Origin of the sequence: Streptomyces sp. NPDC102402, from assembly GCF_044765765.1 — a bacterium.
Classification (GTDB): domain Bacteria; phylum Actinomycetota; class Actinomycetes; order Streptomycetales; family Streptomycetaceae; genus Streptomyces.
The window spans coordinates 1-14912 of sequence record NZ_JBIWKR010000035.1 but is presented as its reverse complement, the minus strand read 5'-3'; the positions used below and the strand labels follow the sequence as shown (position 1 = coordinate 14912).

Annotated in this window: 15 protein-coding genes and 3 pseudogenes; 7 read left to right on the top strand and 11 right to left on the bottom strand. The window is 68.8% G+C overall.

All coding sequences use genetic code 11. The annotated features are described in order from the left end of the window. Positions 1-345 precede the first annotated feature (345 nt). Positions 346-1353 carry a recombinase family protein gene (locus tag ACIRJR_RS36885; protein WP_403789129.1) on the top strand — a complete coding sequence of 336 codons (1008 nt, stop codon included), beginning with the start codon at positions 346-348 and terminating at the stop codon, positions 1351-1353. Between the two features lie 166 nt (positions 1354-1519). Here the strand turns inward: ACIRJR_RS36885 and ACIRJR_RS36880 are convergent. The 3 genes and pseudogenes from ACIRJR_RS36880 to ACIRJR_RS36870 all read right to left on the bottom strand — a co-directional run. After that, positions 1520-1972: pseudogene (locus ACIRJR_RS36880) on the bottom strand (chitinase); the annotation flags it as partial. Between the two features lie 165 nt (positions 1973-2137). Then, entirely contained in the window at positions 2138-2347 is a 210-nt protein-coding gene (locus ACIRJR_RS36875; protein ID WP_403789127.1) for a VOC family protein, read from the bottom strand. Between the two features lie 234 nt (positions 2348-2581). Then, a complete protein-coding gene (locus ACIRJR_RS36870) occupies positions 2582-3196 on the bottom strand; it encodes a cysteine hydrolase (protein ID WP_403789125.1) in 615 nt (204 codons plus the stop codon). Between the two features lie 583 nt (positions 3197-3779). Between ACIRJR_RS36870 and ACIRJR_RS36865 the strand changes: the two genes are divergently transcribed. From ACIRJR_RS36865 to ACIRJR_RS36855, 3 genes and pseudogenes are all read left to right on the top strand, one after another. Beyond that, positions 3780-4811, top strand: coding sequence for a MerR family transcriptional regulator (locus ACIRJR_RS36865; RefSeq protein WP_403789123.1), 1032 nt, complete (start codon positions 3780-3782; stop codon positions 4809-4811). Beyond that, positions 4804-5320: pseudogene (locus tag ACIRJR_RS36860) on the top strand (hypothetical protein). Before ACIRJR_RS36865 ends, ACIRJR_RS36860 begins: the two are co-directional and overlap by 8 nt. Before the next feature lie 42 nt (positions 5321-5362). Continuing rightward, positions 5363-5962 (top strand): YdcF family protein, encoded by a 600-nt coding sequence (locus tag ACIRJR_RS36855; protein ID WP_403789121.1) that lies wholly within the window; start codon positions 5363-5365, stop codon positions 5960-5962. Positions 5963-6030: 68 nt separating this feature from the next. Here ACIRJR_RS36855 and ACIRJR_RS36850 read toward each other — a convergent pair whose 3' ends face one another. From ACIRJR_RS36850 to modA, 3 genes are all read right to left on the bottom strand, one after another. After that, a complete protein-coding gene (locus ACIRJR_RS36850) occupies positions 6031-7113 on the bottom strand; it encodes an ABC transporter ATP-binding protein (RefSeq protein WP_403789119.1) in 1083 nt (360 codons plus the stop codon). 61 nt (positions 7114-7174) lie between these two features. Then, positions 7175-8041, bottom strand: coding sequence for an ABC transporter permease (locus ACIRJR_RS36845; RefSeq protein WP_403789117.1), 867 nt, complete (start codon positions 8039-8041; stop codon positions 7175-7177). Further along, the gene (gene modA, locus ACIRJR_RS36840) at positions 8038-8847 is read right to left on the bottom strand and encodes a molybdate ABC transporter substrate-binding protein (RefSeq protein ID WP_403789115.1); all 810 of its coding nucleotides are present in this window, start codon (positions 8845-8847) and stop codon (positions 8038-8040) included. Before modA ends, ACIRJR_RS36845 begins: the two co-directional genes overlap by 4 nt. Before the next feature lie 515 nt (positions 8848-9362). On the opposite strand from modA, the pseudogene ACIRJR_RS36835 reads away from it, so the two are divergent. Then, positions 9363-9812: pseudogene (locus ACIRJR_RS36835) on the top strand (molybdopterin-dependent oxidoreductase); the annotation flags it as partial. A 112-nt stretch (positions 9813-9924) separates the two neighbouring features. Here ACIRJR_RS36835 and ACIRJR_RS36830 read toward each other — a convergent pair. From ACIRJR_RS36830 to ACIRJR_RS36810, 5 genes are all read right to left on the bottom strand, one after another. After that, a complete protein-coding gene (locus tag ACIRJR_RS36830) occupies positions 9925-10317 on the bottom strand; it encodes a molybdopterin-binding protein (RefSeq protein ID WP_403789113.1) in 393 nt (130 codons plus the stop codon). A 100-nt stretch (positions 10318-10417) separates the two neighbouring features. Further along, on the bottom strand, positions 10418-10639 hold the full coding sequence (locus tag ACIRJR_RS36825; RefSeq protein ID WP_403789111.1) for a hypothetical protein: 222 nt from the start codon (positions 10637-10639) through the stop codon (positions 10418-10420). 102 nt (positions 10640-10741) lie between these two features. After that, the gene (locus ACIRJR_RS36820) at positions 10742-11569 is read right to left on the bottom strand and encodes a siderophore-interacting protein (RefSeq protein WP_403789109.1); all 828 of its coding nucleotides are present in this window, start codon (positions 11567-11569) and stop codon (positions 10742-10744) included. 352 nt (positions 11570-11921) lie between these two features. Then, on the bottom strand, positions 11922-12233 hold the full coding sequence (locus tag ACIRJR_RS36815) for a site-specific integrase (RefSeq protein WP_403789107.1): 312 nt from the start codon (positions 12231-12233) through the stop codon (positions 11922-11924). Further along, positions 12187-13011 (bottom strand): hypothetical protein, encoded by an 825-nt coding sequence (locus tag ACIRJR_RS36810; protein WP_403789105.1) that lies wholly within the window; start codon positions 13009-13011, stop codon positions 12187-12189. The genes ACIRJR_RS36815 and ACIRJR_RS36810 overlap by 47 nt, the downstream gene beginning before the upstream one ends. A gap of 181 nt (positions 13012-13192) precedes the next feature. Here ACIRJR_RS36810 and ACIRJR_RS36805 point away from each other — a divergent pair, with 181 nt between their 5' ends. Then, a complete protein-coding gene (locus ACIRJR_RS36805; protein ID WP_403789103.1) occupies positions 13193-13630 on the top strand; it encodes a hypothetical protein in 438 nt (145 codons plus the stop codon). Positions 13631-14186: 556 nt separating this feature from the next. Beyond that, on the top strand, positions 14187-14801 hold the full coding sequence (locus ACIRJR_RS36800; RefSeq protein ID WP_403789101.1) for a hypothetical protein: 615 nt from the start codon (positions 14187-14189) through the stop codon (positions 14799-14801). Positions 14802-14912: the final 111 nt, after the last annotated feature.

Here is a 14912-nt window from a genome sequence, read left to right as displayed (position 1 = left end):
CCCCTCCACGCCGCTCTGGAGTTCGTGGGCGCCGCCGGGGCGGGGGCCCGCGGGGGGCCCCACCCCCCCCCCCCCCCCCCCCCGCCCCCCCCCCCCGCGGGGGCCCCCCCCCCCGGGGGCCCCCCCGCGGGTCGGCAGGGGCGCGGTCACCTTCGCCCCTGTACCCGCCTGACCGGAGGAAGGGCGACCTCCCGCACAGACGTCACACATGGTCACTCTCATAAATGACCATCTGTGAGAGTTCTGCGACAGCCCCGAAGGCGATCTCGTTTCCGCAGGTCGCCGTTCGCAAAAGGCCTCTCGAAACCAGCGTGTTGTGCGAGGCACTTCTGAGAGACTCCCGGCATGGATCTCACGCCCGATCAGGCGGCACTTGCGGTAGAGCGTCACGACTGCCCGAACTGTGACGCGCCCGCCGGCAGCGCCTGCCGCACCCGGGGCGGGAAGACCGCCGCGAAGTACCACACCCCCAGGTTCGTCCTCGTCCCCGCGCTCCGCGAGGAACTCGAAGTCCTCGTCCCCGCCGACCGCCACCCCGGCCGCGCGTGGAAGCAGGGCCCCGCGCTCGCCGCCGTGCCCGCGCCCCGCACCGAGCGCCCGGTCCGCATCGGGTACGCAAGGACATCGACCGCCCGGCAAGAGCTGGCGAGCCAGCTCGAAGCCCTTCACCGCGCCCAGTGCCACAAGGTCTTCAAGGAGCAGATCAGCACCCGGGTGAAAGTGCGGCCCGAACTGGAGAAGGCGCTCGCGCTGGCCCACCAGTTCAAGGAGGCCGCCCCCAAGACGCCCGTCATCCTTACGGTGCACGAGCTCAAGCGCCTCGCCCGGAACGCCGCCGAGCTGATGACGCTCTCCGCCGACCTCCAGGCCGGCGGCATCCAGCTCGAACTCCTCACCGGACCGCTCACCGGGATCTACGACCCCAACGGCATGGGCGCCATGTTCTTCGCCGTGCTCGCCGTCGCAGGGCAGATCGAGCGCAACTACATCCGGGAGAAGACCCTCGAAGGCCAGGTCACCGCGGCGGCCAAGGGCAACCACGGCGGACGCCCGAAGGTCATCGACGACGACATGCTCACCTTCGCCGTCGCCCTCAAGGACAGGGGCGTGCCCGTCCCTGAGATCGCGAAGAAGCTGACGATCAAGGCCGGGAAGAACGCGGGCAAGTCGCCGTCGGTCGCCTCGCTGTACCGAGCGCTTGCGGAAGCCGAGGGCGCCGCGGTGAACGACGGCCTGCCGCTGCGGCCCAAGCCCGTACGCATCCGCCGGGCCGAGGACCCGCTCACCCCCGAAGAGATCGACCTCCGCGAACGGCTCCAGGCCCAGCCCCACCCGAACGCCGAGCTGGGGTAATCCCGCCCACGACCTGCCTCGATCCCATGATCACCGGCTTAGCGTTAACGGCTGTACCGCTGTGCCGTAAGGCCGTTCCACGCACGAGTCCTCCAGGTCACGGAGACCGAGTAGTCAAACAAGATCATTCTCACCGGGATTTCCTGTACGCCAACTACTCACACTCGGAAGCCGCCTGTTGGGAAGGGAAGTTGGCGAAGCCGGCGCCCTGATGGTTGCCGAGCACGGAGAGGACGACCTTGATGCCCTTCTGCTGCAGGGGCCGTATCTGCGTGTCGGCGTTGTCGAGGATGCGCTGCACGTTCTCGTTGAAATGCAGATACGCCGACTTGGTGCCCGTGTCGTAGTTGATGTTCGCCGCGAAGATCACGGCGACGTCGAAGACGTTGTCGCCGCCATCGGCGAGGGTGTACTCGCCCACATCGAGCATGCTGTGGTTGTTCACCTCGACGTACGCCACCGAGGTCGGACCCTGTTTCGCGGGAGTGGGGGAGGGGGCCGTCGCGGCGCCTGTCGCGCCTGTCGCGCCTGCCGTGGCCGTCGTGCCGAAGGCGAGGGCCGCCACTGCCGAGAGCGCGAGCGCGGCCGTCCGTACCCTGCGTCGTACCGGAGTGAGCATCGTTGATCGGTCTCCCCTCGCATGGGTCGGCGCCCGACCTGCTCGAAGCGCCGAGTGAACTCTCCGATACTTCCGCCTCGGCGCCCGGATCCCGTGATCCGTGCGCGAACCCTTCACGACTCCCACGCACCTCGCGTCGCACACGACCGGAGCCGCTGCCCGGGATCAGCGAGGAGCGAGGAGACAGATCTCGTTGCCTGCAGGGCCGGCCGGAACCGTCCAGGCGATCGAGGACTGGTCGGCCCCGGGGGCGACTGCACCCAGGGCACCGTCGATCCCAGGGGCGACGGTACCCAGGGCACGCAGCCGGGCTTCCTCTGCTTCCAGGTCGTCATCGGCGTGGGAGCGGACGTCCAGGTGGACGCGGTTCCACACGGCCTCTGGCCCCCGAGATCCTTCAAGCGCGCGACCAACTCCCCTGATGGGCGGTCGTGGTGGCCAGATCAAGATGCCCCCGGTTCTTCACCGTTCTGCGGTACTGGCCAGGGGAACCCGGCTTCGAGGGCGCCCGAGTCCCCGCGGACGTGGGCGGGACGTGACCGTGCTCTGGGGGCAGCCCGTCAGCCGTCCAGCCGGGCCGAAGGAGTACCGGTACGACCGCTGGGTGGGTCAGAGGCTTGCGATGACTTCGGCGGACGTCATGGGCGTCGAGAACATGGGGTAATCGAACCTGATCGCGTTCTCGTGCTCCTCCTGGGACGTGGCGGCGACGCAGTCCGGCAGAGTGATGACCCGGAAGCCGTTCTCGTACCCGGTGCGCATCGTCGACTCGACGCAGCAGTTGGTGAGGAAGCCTCCGAGGATGATCGTGTCGATCCCCTTGTTCCGCAGGATGAAGTCGAGGTTCGTGCTGGCGAAGGTGTCGAGGCCGCGCTTGCCCTCGATCACGATGTCACCCTCGGCCGGGGCGAGGTCGTCCACGATCGCCGCACCCCAGGTGTTCTTGACGAACGCGGAGCTGTCCACGACCCCCTTGAGGATGCCGTACGGGTGACGGGACAGTTCGCCGTAGCCTGGGGCGAAAGTGATGGGGGCGTGCATGATGGTGACGCCTGCGGCGCGCGCGGCCCCGGCGAGTGCCACGGTGTTCGCCAGCATGGCCGTCTTGTCCATCACCTCCGCCACCGCACCGTTGAGTGCCCCGCCCTCGCTGGTGAAGTCGTTCTGGTACTCGATCAGGACGAGTGCGGTCTTCCCGGGGTCGAGGGGGAGGGTCTCGGACATGACGTCTCCTTGATGAGCTGAAGAGTGAGCTGGGACATCCAATGGCATGGACAGCTTGCCCGACAAGGGGAGCAATCGGACAGTGCCGGGCCGGATCAGCCGCCCAACGGCCGGAAACCGTCCCTTGGTTCCCGCAGTGCGGGCGGCCCGGCCCGCAGGACCGTGCTCAGGTCCGGACGGCGCGCGAGGGGGATCACGGATTACGCAGCCGCTGATTGCGGCGCCGCTCGTCCGGCCGCGGAGCGGGGGGCGCCGGACAGACGCGCTGCTTCGTGTCCGACATCCACGGTCATGGGGCGGGGACCGGGTGGCGGGCATCGCCGCCGCTCGTGCCCGGGTGCCCAAGGGCGTGTTTCGCCCTAGACGATGGAGTCCAAGGGCTCGTAGCCGTAGGCCGCCAGCGAGTGGTGTCGCATGTCGCTGCCATCGCTCGCCCCCGCGCGTGCACGGCGTGCTTGTTCAACCTGGCGGTCAGCGGAGATCACGCGACTCATGCTTCAGTAAAATCGGAGGACATCTCGTCGGGGACCCGCTGGGGAATGGCCTTGAGTCTCCAGTGACTGGAGACAGCAGAGTGGGGGACATGGACGTGACGACCCTCTACTCGATCGGGGAGCTTTCCCGGCGGACCGGCTTGTCTGTGAGGACCATCCGGTTCTACTCCGATTCGGGGGTGGTGGCGCCGACCACACGTACTCCCGCCGGCTATCGGCTCTACGACCTCGACGCACTGCTTCGTCTGGAACTCCTCCGCACACTGCGAGAGCTGGGCATGGACCTGCCCACGATTCAACGGGTACTGGACCGCGAGCTCTCGGTGGCGGAAGTCGCCGCGGCGCACGCCGACGCCATGGACGTCCAGATCCGCATGCTGCAACTGCGTCGGAGCGTTCTGCGAGTCGTGGCCAGACGCGGGTCCGGTCCCGAGGAGACCAAGCTCATGCACAGGCTCACGCAGCTGTCCGGCGAAGAACGCCGACGACTGATCGACGATTTCATGGATGGCACCTTCGGCACAGTGGACGCCGACCCGGGCGCAGTGGCCATGGTTCGCGCCGCCACGCCCGACCTCCCCGATGATCCGACCGGCGAACAGGTTGCCGCGTGGGTGGAACTCGCCGAGCTGATCAGCGACGAGGACTTCCGTGCCCGGATGCGCCGGACCGCCGTACGCCAGGCCGCCGGGCGCCCGCTCGACATCGAGCGCGATGCCGGCGAGGAGCTGATGGAGTTCACCCGTCAGAAGGTGGCTGAGGCGCGGAAGTCGTGCATCGACCCGCTCAGCAACAGAGCCGCACCCGTCATCGACGACCTCGTGCACCGCTTCGCCGAGGTGTTCGCGCGCACCCCTGACACGGAATTCCGGGACTGGATGGCGCAGCAGTTCGAAGAGGCGCACGATCCCAGGGTGGACCGGTACTGGCAGCTGGTATGGATCGTCAACGGCTGGCAGGTAGTTCCGAACCTGATCCCGGTGTACCCCTGGCTCACCCAGGCCCTGCGAATGACCGCGCCGCATAGTCACCGCAGTGGGCACCGCCCCGGGTCCCTGAACGAGTCCAAGGGATCACCTGCGGACATGGGACCAGGTCGTCCAACGTCGATGTGTGACTAACGACCTGGACACCCTCACAACGGCACTCTATGCCCGGATTGATGACGAACTGAAGGCTTCGCCGCGGCCGGCACCGTGGCGGCCTGCCGTCGGAATCACGCCGACGCTCAGTGACGCCGAGCTGATCACACTCGCGGTCATGTCGGCGCCGCTCGGATACACCTCTGAGCGGCGCCGGCTTCGCCGCGTCGGGCGGGACTTCGGTTACCTGTTTCCCTGTGTGCCGCAGCAGTCCGGCTACAACAAGCGGCTGCGCGCCGCGTTCTCACTGCTCACCAGCATGATCCGGATCGTGGCCCGCGATACCTCACCGTGAAGCGACGATGTGTGGCTGGTCGACCAATCAGACCTTCAAGGGGCAGCTCAACCTGGAACGACACGGCGGCAGGAGCCCTGAAGGGGTGTCAGCCCGGGTCTCGTGCCGGATCCTCGCGCTCACAGCGGCGATCTGGCACAACGACCGAACTGGACAGCCCGTCAAGCGATCACTCACAGCCTACGATCACTGATCGCAACGACACGCCTTGGACTCATTCATCTAGGGTCGGCTCATGCGACGAAGGGCAGGGCTGGCGATCGCTGGGGCTGCGACCCTGGCCTGGGGTGAGTGGCTGAACCGGAGGTGGTCCCGGTCTCTCGTGGGGGACGGTGCCGGCGGTTCCGAGGCCGTGGTCGTACTGGGCTACAGAAACCCCCGAGCGACGGCGAACGTCATCAACCGCCAGCGGGTCCGTACCGGAATTCGCTCCATCCACGCCGGTAGCGCACGGGACACTCGCGTGATCTTCAGCGGTGGTGTGACCAGCGGGGGTGCCTCGGAGGCCCAGGTGATGGCTGACTACGCACAGTCGGTGCTGGGGTTCGGCGGCACAGCGGTCCTCGAGGACAGGAGCGCTTCGACCTGGGAGAACATCGCGAACGTGATCCCTCTGCTCGAAGACGTCGACCGAATCAAGATCGCCTCACAACCCGCTCACGCACTCAAGGCCCGCGCCTATCTGCGGCGGCAGCGTCCCGATCTGGCCCGGAGGCTCGTGCGCGCGGATGACTACCGCCTTGGTGAGTGGACGCTCGTCAAACCGCTGCTCGCTCTGTACGGGTTGTGGACACTGCGCGGACTCGAGGCCGACGAACCGAAGGTCTCGCCGTAGACAGCCGCGGTCACGGCGCCCGGAGGGGGTTCGGCCTCGCCCCCGGTCTTCCCGCTGCGGCTCTCCCGTCAGGCGGGGTAGGCGTGGGTCTGTGCGGCTTTCACCGCCGCCCAGACCGCAACTCCGGGATGCAGGTCCAGTTCGGCGGCGGCGACGGTCGTCAGGTCGGCGGCGAGGGGGAGCCCGCCGGTGAGGTCGGCGCGGATCTGGTCGCCGTGCGTCTCGAGCCCCGCGACCTCGCAGTGCCAGAGGTTCCGGGCGCTGGAGCCGGTCGGCCGGTCGCGGTAGAGGGTGACCGCGCTCGGAGGGAACGCCACGAAGGCGGGGCCGGTGAGCTCCTCGGTGGTGGTGATCTGTGGCCCTCCTTCCAGCCGCACGGTGTGGCCCTCGGCCCGGCCCTTGTAGAGATTCAGCCCGACCAGCTGAGCGATGTAGTCCGTACGCGGATGGCGGGCGATGTCAGAGGGGGCGCCCTCCTGGACGACATGACCGTGCTCGATGACGACGAGCCGGTCGGCGAGCACCATGGCGTCCAGGGGGTCGTGCGTGACCAGTACGGCCACCGCCTCGAAGTCCGCCAGGTGTCGCCGGAGTTGGGTGCGTACGTCGAGGCGGGTGCGGGCGTCGAGCGCGGCGAGTGGCTCGTCCAGAAGGAGGAGCCGGGGGCGCGTCGCCAGGGCGCGGGCCAGAGCGACCCGCTGCGCCTGACCGCCGGACAGCCGCTGCGGCTTGACGGCGGCGTGCTCCGCCAGACCCATCCGGTCGAGCCATTCCGCGGCCTGTGTCCGGGCCTCTGCCTTGGAGGCGCCATGGCAGCGGGGACCGAAGGCGACGTTGTCCAGGGCCGTGAGGTGAGGGAAGAGGAGGTAGTCCTGGAAGACGACGCCGACCGGGCGGGACTCGGGCGGTGTACCGTCCAGCAGAGCCCCGTCGAGGTGCAGATGACCGGCCGTCAGTGGGACGAGTCCGGCGAGGGCGCGCAGGGCCGTGGTCTTGCCGGCCCCGTTCGGCCCGAGGAGTGCGACGACCTCGCCGGGAGCGGCGGCCAGTTCCACGTCGAGCCGGAACGCCCCGCGGTCCACGACCAGACGGGTGTCCAGACCGTCCGCCGTGCCGTGGCTTGACCCGGGCTTTTTGTCGACAGGGGTCATGAGGCGGCCATCCAGCGGTCGGACGGTCCTGCGCAGACCGTGGGGAGAGGGGCGAGACGGGTCATGACACCGTCATCCAGCGGTCCCGCAGCCCCGCGAGGACCGCGACGGACACGGCGAGCAGGACCAGGCTCAGCGCGATGGCGGCGGCGGGATCGCTCTGCAGGGCGAGGTAGACGGCCAGCGGCATGGTCTGGGTACGGCCAGGGAAGTTGCCCGCGAAGGTGATCGTCGCGCCGAACTCGCCGAGCGCGCGCGCCCAGGCCAGGACGGAACCCGCGGCGATCCCGGGCATGATCAGCGGTAGCGTGACCCGGCGGAACGCGGTGAAGCGCGAGGCACCCAGGGTCATGGCGGCCTCCTCGAACCGCGGGTCGGCGGCGCGCAGCGTGCCCTCCACGCTGATGACGAGGAAGGGCAGCGCCACGAAGGTCTCAGCGATCACGACCCCAATGGTGGTGAAGGGCAGAGTGATCCCGAACCACGAGTCCAGCCACTGCCCGACGACCCCGTTGCGGCCGAGGGCCAGCAGCAGTGCCACGCCGCCCACCACCGGTGGGAGGACCAGAGGGAGCGTCACCAGGGCTCGTACGAGACCGCGTCCGGGGAATTCGGTGCGTGCGAGGAGCCAGGCCAGAGGCACACCGAGGACCAGGCTGGCGGCCGTGGCCGATGTCGCGCAGATCAGGGAAAGCCGAAGGGCGTCCCATACCTCCGGGCTGGTCAGCTGGTCCGGAAGGTCGCGCCAGGGAGCCCGTACGAGGAGGGCGGCCAGCGGAAGCAGGAGGAACACGAGGCCGGCCAGGGCCGGCACCAGAAGGGGCAGGGGAGCCCGTCCCCGGATGCCTGCCCGCGAGCGCCCGCGCCGCGGCCGGCCGTCACGGGTGCCGGCACCCGTGACGGTCCCGGACACGTCCCGCTTCGTCACGGCTTGAGGAATCCGGCCGCCGCCAGCACCTTCTGGCCTTCGGCGGACCGCACGTACGCGATGAACTCCTTGGCGGCCGCGGCGTTGGGCGCGTCCTCGAGCAGTGTGATCGGGTAGTCGTTGACGGCGTCGGCGGCCTCGGGGAATTCCACACCCTCCACCTTGTCACCCGCGGCCTTCACGTCGGTCTTGTACACGACCGCGGCGTCCGCCTCCTTCAGCTCGACCTTCGTCAGGGCGCTCTTGACGTCCTGCTCGTAGGAGACCGGGGTGAGCTTCAGCCTGCTCGCGTCGAGGGCCTTCTGGGCCGCGGCGCCGCACGGCACCGTCTTGTCGCAGAGGACCACCTTGAGGCCCGGTCCGGTGAGGTCCGCGAGTGAGCTGATCCTGTCCGGGTTGCCGGGCAGGGTGGCGATCTCCAACTGGTTGCGCACGAATGTGGCGGGCGTACCGGAGGCGTCGCCCGCGTCGGTGACGACGGCCATCGTCTTCGCGCTGGCGGCAGCGAAGACGTCGGCCGGGGCGCCGCCCGTGATGCCGGCGGCCAGGCTGTCGCTGCCGCCGAAACTGAAGGTGACCTTCGTGCCCGGGTGGGCCTTCTCGAAGTCCTTGCCCAGCGTCGCGAAGCTCTCCTTGAGCGAGGCGGCCGCGAAGACGGTCACCGTGCCGGAGATCTTCTCCGGGGCGCCGCTGGAGGAGTCCGACGTGGACGACGCGTCGTCGGAGACGGAGCAGGCGCTCAGAGCCAGCAGCGCTGCTGCGCCTGCACCGGCCATCCGCAGGGTCCGGTGCGCGGAACGGGTCATCACGTGTCTACTCCCTCTGGACTCCTGTGAGGAGTCCGGCTGCGTGTCCTTCGGAACGGTCCGGTGGACCGTTCCTCCCTCCCTCGACGACCACCCCGGTCGACGCGGTCACTGCTGCCGCCGGGAACCCCGGCTCCGGGCTTCGGCTCCCCGCGGACCCGGTGACGAGGCGCGAGAGGCGGTCTCGTCCCGTCGAGCTGACGGCCGTCTGCTCGGAGCCGTGCGATTCCCTTTCGGGGAAGGCGAGTTGGGGCCGGAAGTGGTCCGGTGGCCCCACACGTCCCGCTCGGCGTCCGGTGCCGCGCCGCCGGTCCGGCGCCGAGGCGGGTCGGCGCCCGCCAGGGCGGCCGTCTCCCTCGGTCCGGTGGGTGTGCATCTGCTGATCATACTGCCGCATATTCAAGGGAGAAGTCACTCGTGGCATCGCATGAGCGGGATGTTCTGTGGATGGGGTAGGCATGTGCGTTTGTACGGGTCCGCCGCGCGGGTACGGTCTCGTGGGAGGGGGGTAGCCCATGAGCCAGTCCATTGCGGCCATCGATCCGGTGCCGGATTTCGCCCTGACCGGTGACCTCGCACGCCCTGCCCGGCTGACGGTGCCGCACCTGCGGGCCTGGCCCCAGCGTCTGGCGCGGGTCAATTTCGAATGTGCCACCAGCGGCCTCCGGTGCCATCGCTTCACGGGGCCGCTGCTCCACGACGTCCTCAGCGACGCCGGTCCCGGCTTCGACCCTGTCCGGCGCAAGGACCGGCTGCGCTTCCTGATCGAGTTGTCCGGGGCGGACGGTCACCACGTCCTGCTGTCCTGGGCCGAGATCGACCCGGATTTCGGGCAGGCTTCCGTCCTGCTCGCGGTGAGCATCGATGACGCTCCGCTCGACCTGTCCGGGCCGCAGCTCGTCCTCCCCCAGGACCGTTGCGGCGCCAGGCACATCAGCGGGATCAACGCCATCCGTGTGGCCGGCCGCCGCGCGCCGAGGAGCTGGGGGCGGGCGCCCGGAGGCCGTTCCGGGCGCGTCTGCGCGCCGTGCCCCACCCGGAGCCTCCGGGGCCGCCGCCCGCGGGGTTTGCTCTCGGTCAGGCCCGGTCGATGTGCACGTTGGTCGACTTCACGCGGGCGGTGGCCTCCATGCCGACCTCGAGCCCCAGCTCTTCCACGGCCTCACGCGTCAGCAGCGAGACCAGCCGGTGAGGTCCGGCCTGGATCTCCACCTGGGCCGCCACATCGCCCAGTTTCACGGCGGTGACGATGCCGGGAAAGGCGTTGCGCGCCGTGGTGTACGGGGCATCGGCCTCGCCGGTGGTGCCGGCGATCTCGACCGAGAAGGCGGCCAGATCCTTGCCGTCGATGAGCCGGCGTCCGCTCTCGTCGCGATGGGTCGCCACCTTGCCCGCGTCCGCCCACCGACGCGCGGTGTCCGGGCTCACGCCCAGCAGCCGCGCTGCCTGGCCGATCGTATAGAACTGCATGGGTGCAAAGATAGGGTTCTCGTCCTTGCGTATGCAAGGTGAAGTGAGGGTATGGGTGGGCTTATGCGAGGCGCGCCAGCTCTGCCGGGGCCGTCCCGCTCTACGCGGCGGCCCACTCGTGAGGCCGGCCGCCACGCCACCGTACCCAGCCCTGGTCGTCCAGGAGGTGCTCGGCGTCATCGAGTCCGGCCCGGCGGAGGAACTCGATGACGTCGGTGTCGCTGTAGGCGATACCGAGGATGTGTGTCTCACCCGCGGTGCGGACCGAGACGCGGCGGCCACCGTCGGCGCCGCACGGATGGACGGTGACAGGCGGACTCATGCCTCCACCGTGCCCAGTACTTCCGCCGCGCGCCACCGGTCGGGGACCGGCGCCCAGGGCCTGTGGAACCCGGCCTGCCGCTGGACCCGCTCCCCTCGCCCGTCAGACGCGTGCGACCTGCTTCTTCTTCTCGCTCTTCCAGAATCCGGAGAAGGTGATGCGGTCCTTCGGGAGGCCCGCGCGTACGAGGTGGCGGCGGCCCTCGGTGGCGAGCGTGGACTCGCCGACGACGAACGCGTAACCCGCCTCGTCGACGCTTTCGTGGCGGCGGAGCTCCTCCAGGGCGGCGGCGCCGGGTACGGCTGCCGCGTCGTCGCGGACCACCCAGGTCACGGAGACGCCGGCCGGTGCGTCGAGCGGCCGGCGGTCCTCGGCGAGCGGGATCTCCTGGATGACCCGTCCCACGGTGTCGCGCGGGAGGGAGCGCAGGATGCCCGCGGTCGACGGCAGCCCGCTCTCGTCCGCGACCACGAGCACCTCGGTGGCGTCCTCCGGGCGGTCGAAGATGAGCCCCTGGTCCAGCAGGGCGAACGGATCGCCGGGGAGGGCCGCACACGCCCAGATCGCCGCAGCGCCCTCGGGTTCGCCCTCCGGGCCGCAGTGCACGACGAAGTCGATGTCCATCTCGCCCGCTTCGGGGCGGAAGCCGGCGACGGTGTAGTTGGCGCAGTGCGGCCGCACGTCCTCGGGAATGGCGAAGTAGGGGTCCCACCAACGCGCGCCGGAGAGCTCCGGAAGCACGAACTCGAGCTGGTGCGGCAGGCGGACGAAGAGCCGGAACCAGTGGTCGTACCCCAGCCACGGGAAGGTGCTGAGGTCGGCGCCGGTGATCGTCACCCGCTGGATCGAGGGCGAGAAGCGCTCACTGCGGATCACTTCACCGCGGAACAGACCGGGTTGCTTGGGCATGAGCCTGGGGGATTTCGACACGCAATGAAGGGTAGCCTAAGCTAATTTTTTCCGTAACCCGGTCCAGGGGAACCGGGTTACGGCGGTGAACCGTTCGCCGTACGCGTCCCTCCCGGCGTTGACGGCGCCGGCGATGAACAGGGGCGCGCTGCCGTTCCGGCCCTCGATGTGCCGTAGCCGCCCGTCCCGGTACCCCTCGGCCTTCCCTGCGGCCGGGGACAGGAGGCGTCCGTGGTGCTCTCGTGAAACCCTCGGAGCCGCGCCCCCTCACCCGCCTGTCGAGCCGAAGGACCGGAAAGTGCCCGTGGGGGTATGACCGAGATGCGCGCCAAAGGGGCAACGGGATGATCTTGAAGTCCTGATGTGCTCGGATCTACGTGCGGCGACGTGCAGCGGGGTCACGTTCGGCGACGTGCCGAGCGACCGAGTCGACGCCGGGCCGTGCGTATCGCTCCAGGGAGCGGACGGATGCGTGGCGGGAGCGGGCCAGCAGTATCGGGGTGGAGGTGCCGTCCTCGGCGTCGTGCGTGAGGGCGCTGTGGCGGAGCCGGTGGAGCGTCCAGCCGTCCAGGTCGTCGATGTCGTCGGGTGAGGCGAGGGGGTTGGCCAGCAGCCGGGTGTTCTCCTCGAAGATCTCCTCAGCCCGCCGGTAGGAGAGCCGGGCCCGGCCGGTCTCCCGGCACACGTCGAGCGTCGGTGTTCCGGCCGGCGCCTTGCGGTCGGTGAGGAACAGCGGGCCGCGGGTGTGGCGGGCGATCAGCCGGGGCAGGAGTTGGGCGGTGCCGGACTGCCAGTGAATCCACTCGGTAGCCACCGCCCTTGGCGGTAAGCTTCCCGCGCTTGTCCTGCGGGTACAGGTCTTCGACGTTCAGGCACAGCACCTCGTCGGCTCGGGCGGCGGACTCGTAGAGCACCTTCCACTGCGTCTTCTCCCGGAGGGCGACGTCGAGGCGCCACAGGGCAGCGATCTGATTCTCCGCGAGAGCCTTGGTGCGGTCCGGCGGCGTCGGCCGCCGCTCGATGCCGATCGTCGGATCGCACTCGATCCAGCCCTGGCGCTGCCACCAGCCGATCGCCTTGCGCGCGATGGACAACTCCCGGTTGACGGTCTCGGCGTCCATCTCGTCCGCCCGCGCCGCCGCCAGCTCGGCCAGCACCTCGGGCAGCGCCGGGTCATCGATCGCGGCGACGGGGAAGACGGGCGGCTTCGCGCCCCGGCGGACAGGTCCGGTCGGCGCCGGTTCACCGGTGAGCATCCACCCCCACGTCGTCAGCGAGATCCGGTAGATCCGCGCGGAGGACTTCGCGATGCCCGCACCGGTGAGGTACCGCTCAACTACCTGTTGCAGATCCGGCCGACCCTTTTGTTCTGGTCGACAGAACATGGAACGCTCCTTGAGATATCCAAGGCCGAGGTCGTCGCTGCCCTCGAAGCACCAACGCCGTTCCGCGGCGACGGGCACACCCGGCTGACTGCGATCGCTCTTCGCCTACCTCAAGGCCCAGCAGAAGGTATTCGCTGATCCGACGCGACGACTGGACCGGAGCGTCACACGCAGACCGGGACAGAGAATCCCGACCCGACTCCCGGCCTCCGTCCTGGAAGAGCTCGGAGTAATCAGGCACACTCCCGCAACGTGGCTGGTGACGGTGCTGACCGGCCATCATGCGCTCGGAGCCGTACACCTCCAGACTCTCGCTCTGGAGGATGCTGATCTGCCCAACCGCCGATTTACCGTCCAGGGCCAGTCCCGTCCCCTCGACGACCTCACCCACCAAGCCATCCAGCGCTATCTCGACCACCGAAATCGCAGATGGCCGAGCACGGCCAACCCCCATCTACTGATCACCCAGCAGACCGCCCATCACGACAGCCCGGTCAGCCGGTGGTGGCTCGAAGATGCTCTGCGTGGACAGGAAGCCAGCCTCGACCTCCTGCGGCAGGACCGAATCCTGGACGAAGTCGAAGCCGTGGGCGTCCGCGATCCTCTGCACATCGCGGCAGTCTTCGGGCTGAGACCTGATACCGCCCAGCGGTATGTAGACGCAGTCCAGGGACGCTCCGGAACCGATCTGAAGTGAAGGGCTTGAGGTCCGTCGACATGGTTCAGCGGGCTCCCCGGCCGCTGGTGCCCTGAGAGCTACCGTCACACCGGCACCAGCACAGTGCGGATGCACGATTTCCTCACACCACCGTGATCGCGGGACGTGCAACCGTGTCCATCGTCACATCCGACACGTCCTGGAACCAGGTGTACGTCCCACTTAGTGGTCTTGCTGAGTGGTCTCGGTCCGCATAGACAGGGTGACAGCGAGCGAGGTCACGTCGCTCGCCCAACTCGCAGGGAGAAACGCAGACTTGAGACGCAGACGAACAGTGAGATTCCTGCGCCGGGCGGCCATAGGCGCCGCTCTCGCGCTCCTCATAGGATCCAGCCCTGCATTCGCCGCCGGCTCCATCGGTAGCGGCGACCCCAACGCAGCGCCGTCGACGCGTCCAGCAGCCGGACCCGAACTTCGGGTGGCTGCTGCGGGTAGCCGGCCAAAATCCGGTACAACTCCGCAGGCAGGGCCGGAGTTCAAGCAGGCGAACAGCGTCTGGACTGTCACTAGCCCGGAGACCGTACTGCGTAACACGGTGACCGATGCCGACGGCGACAAGAGCAACGTGACATTCGAGGTCTGGACTACCGACTCGAGCGGCAACGCGAAGGACCAGGTCAAACTCACCGACGAGAACAGCTACGGCGTCCTCGTCTCAGACTTCATTCCCTCCGGAGGGACCGCCGAGGTCACCGTTCCCGAGGGGCGCCTGAAACAGGGCGTCACCTACACCTTCCACACCTCCGCCTTCGACGGCACCCTGTACGAGACAGACTGGTCGCCGTGGGCGAAGTTCCGCATCAGCCCGTACGTGACCTTCCCCGCTCCGCAGTCGTCCTCCACCATCGATCCGGTTGCCCAGACCGAGCAGGAGATCTTCCGCAGTGACCCGGGAGCCTTGGCGGTCCGGTCTGCTGACGGCCGGCGGAGCTGCTCCAAGTCCAATGCACAAGGGCAGAAGGTGTGCATCGAGCTGGGGGTGGGCTCGACCTGCCGCCCCCACATGCCTCACTCAGTAATCGGCTCCCACAACGCACGTTCCGCAGCATTACGAGGCGGCCCCCATACCAGAACGCCGTTTACCAGACCAGGCTTGTCACCAGTTGCCAGGGACGGCACTGCAAGAACGTCGGCCATCTCCTCCAAGTAGGCGGTGAGCGACTCGAACCTATTGATCCGAAACGCTTTCGGTGCAGGCTCGTTGATGGTGTGTGAGTGATCTGGTGGGGGATGCGCGGACTTGGTCGCCGGATGCGCAGGA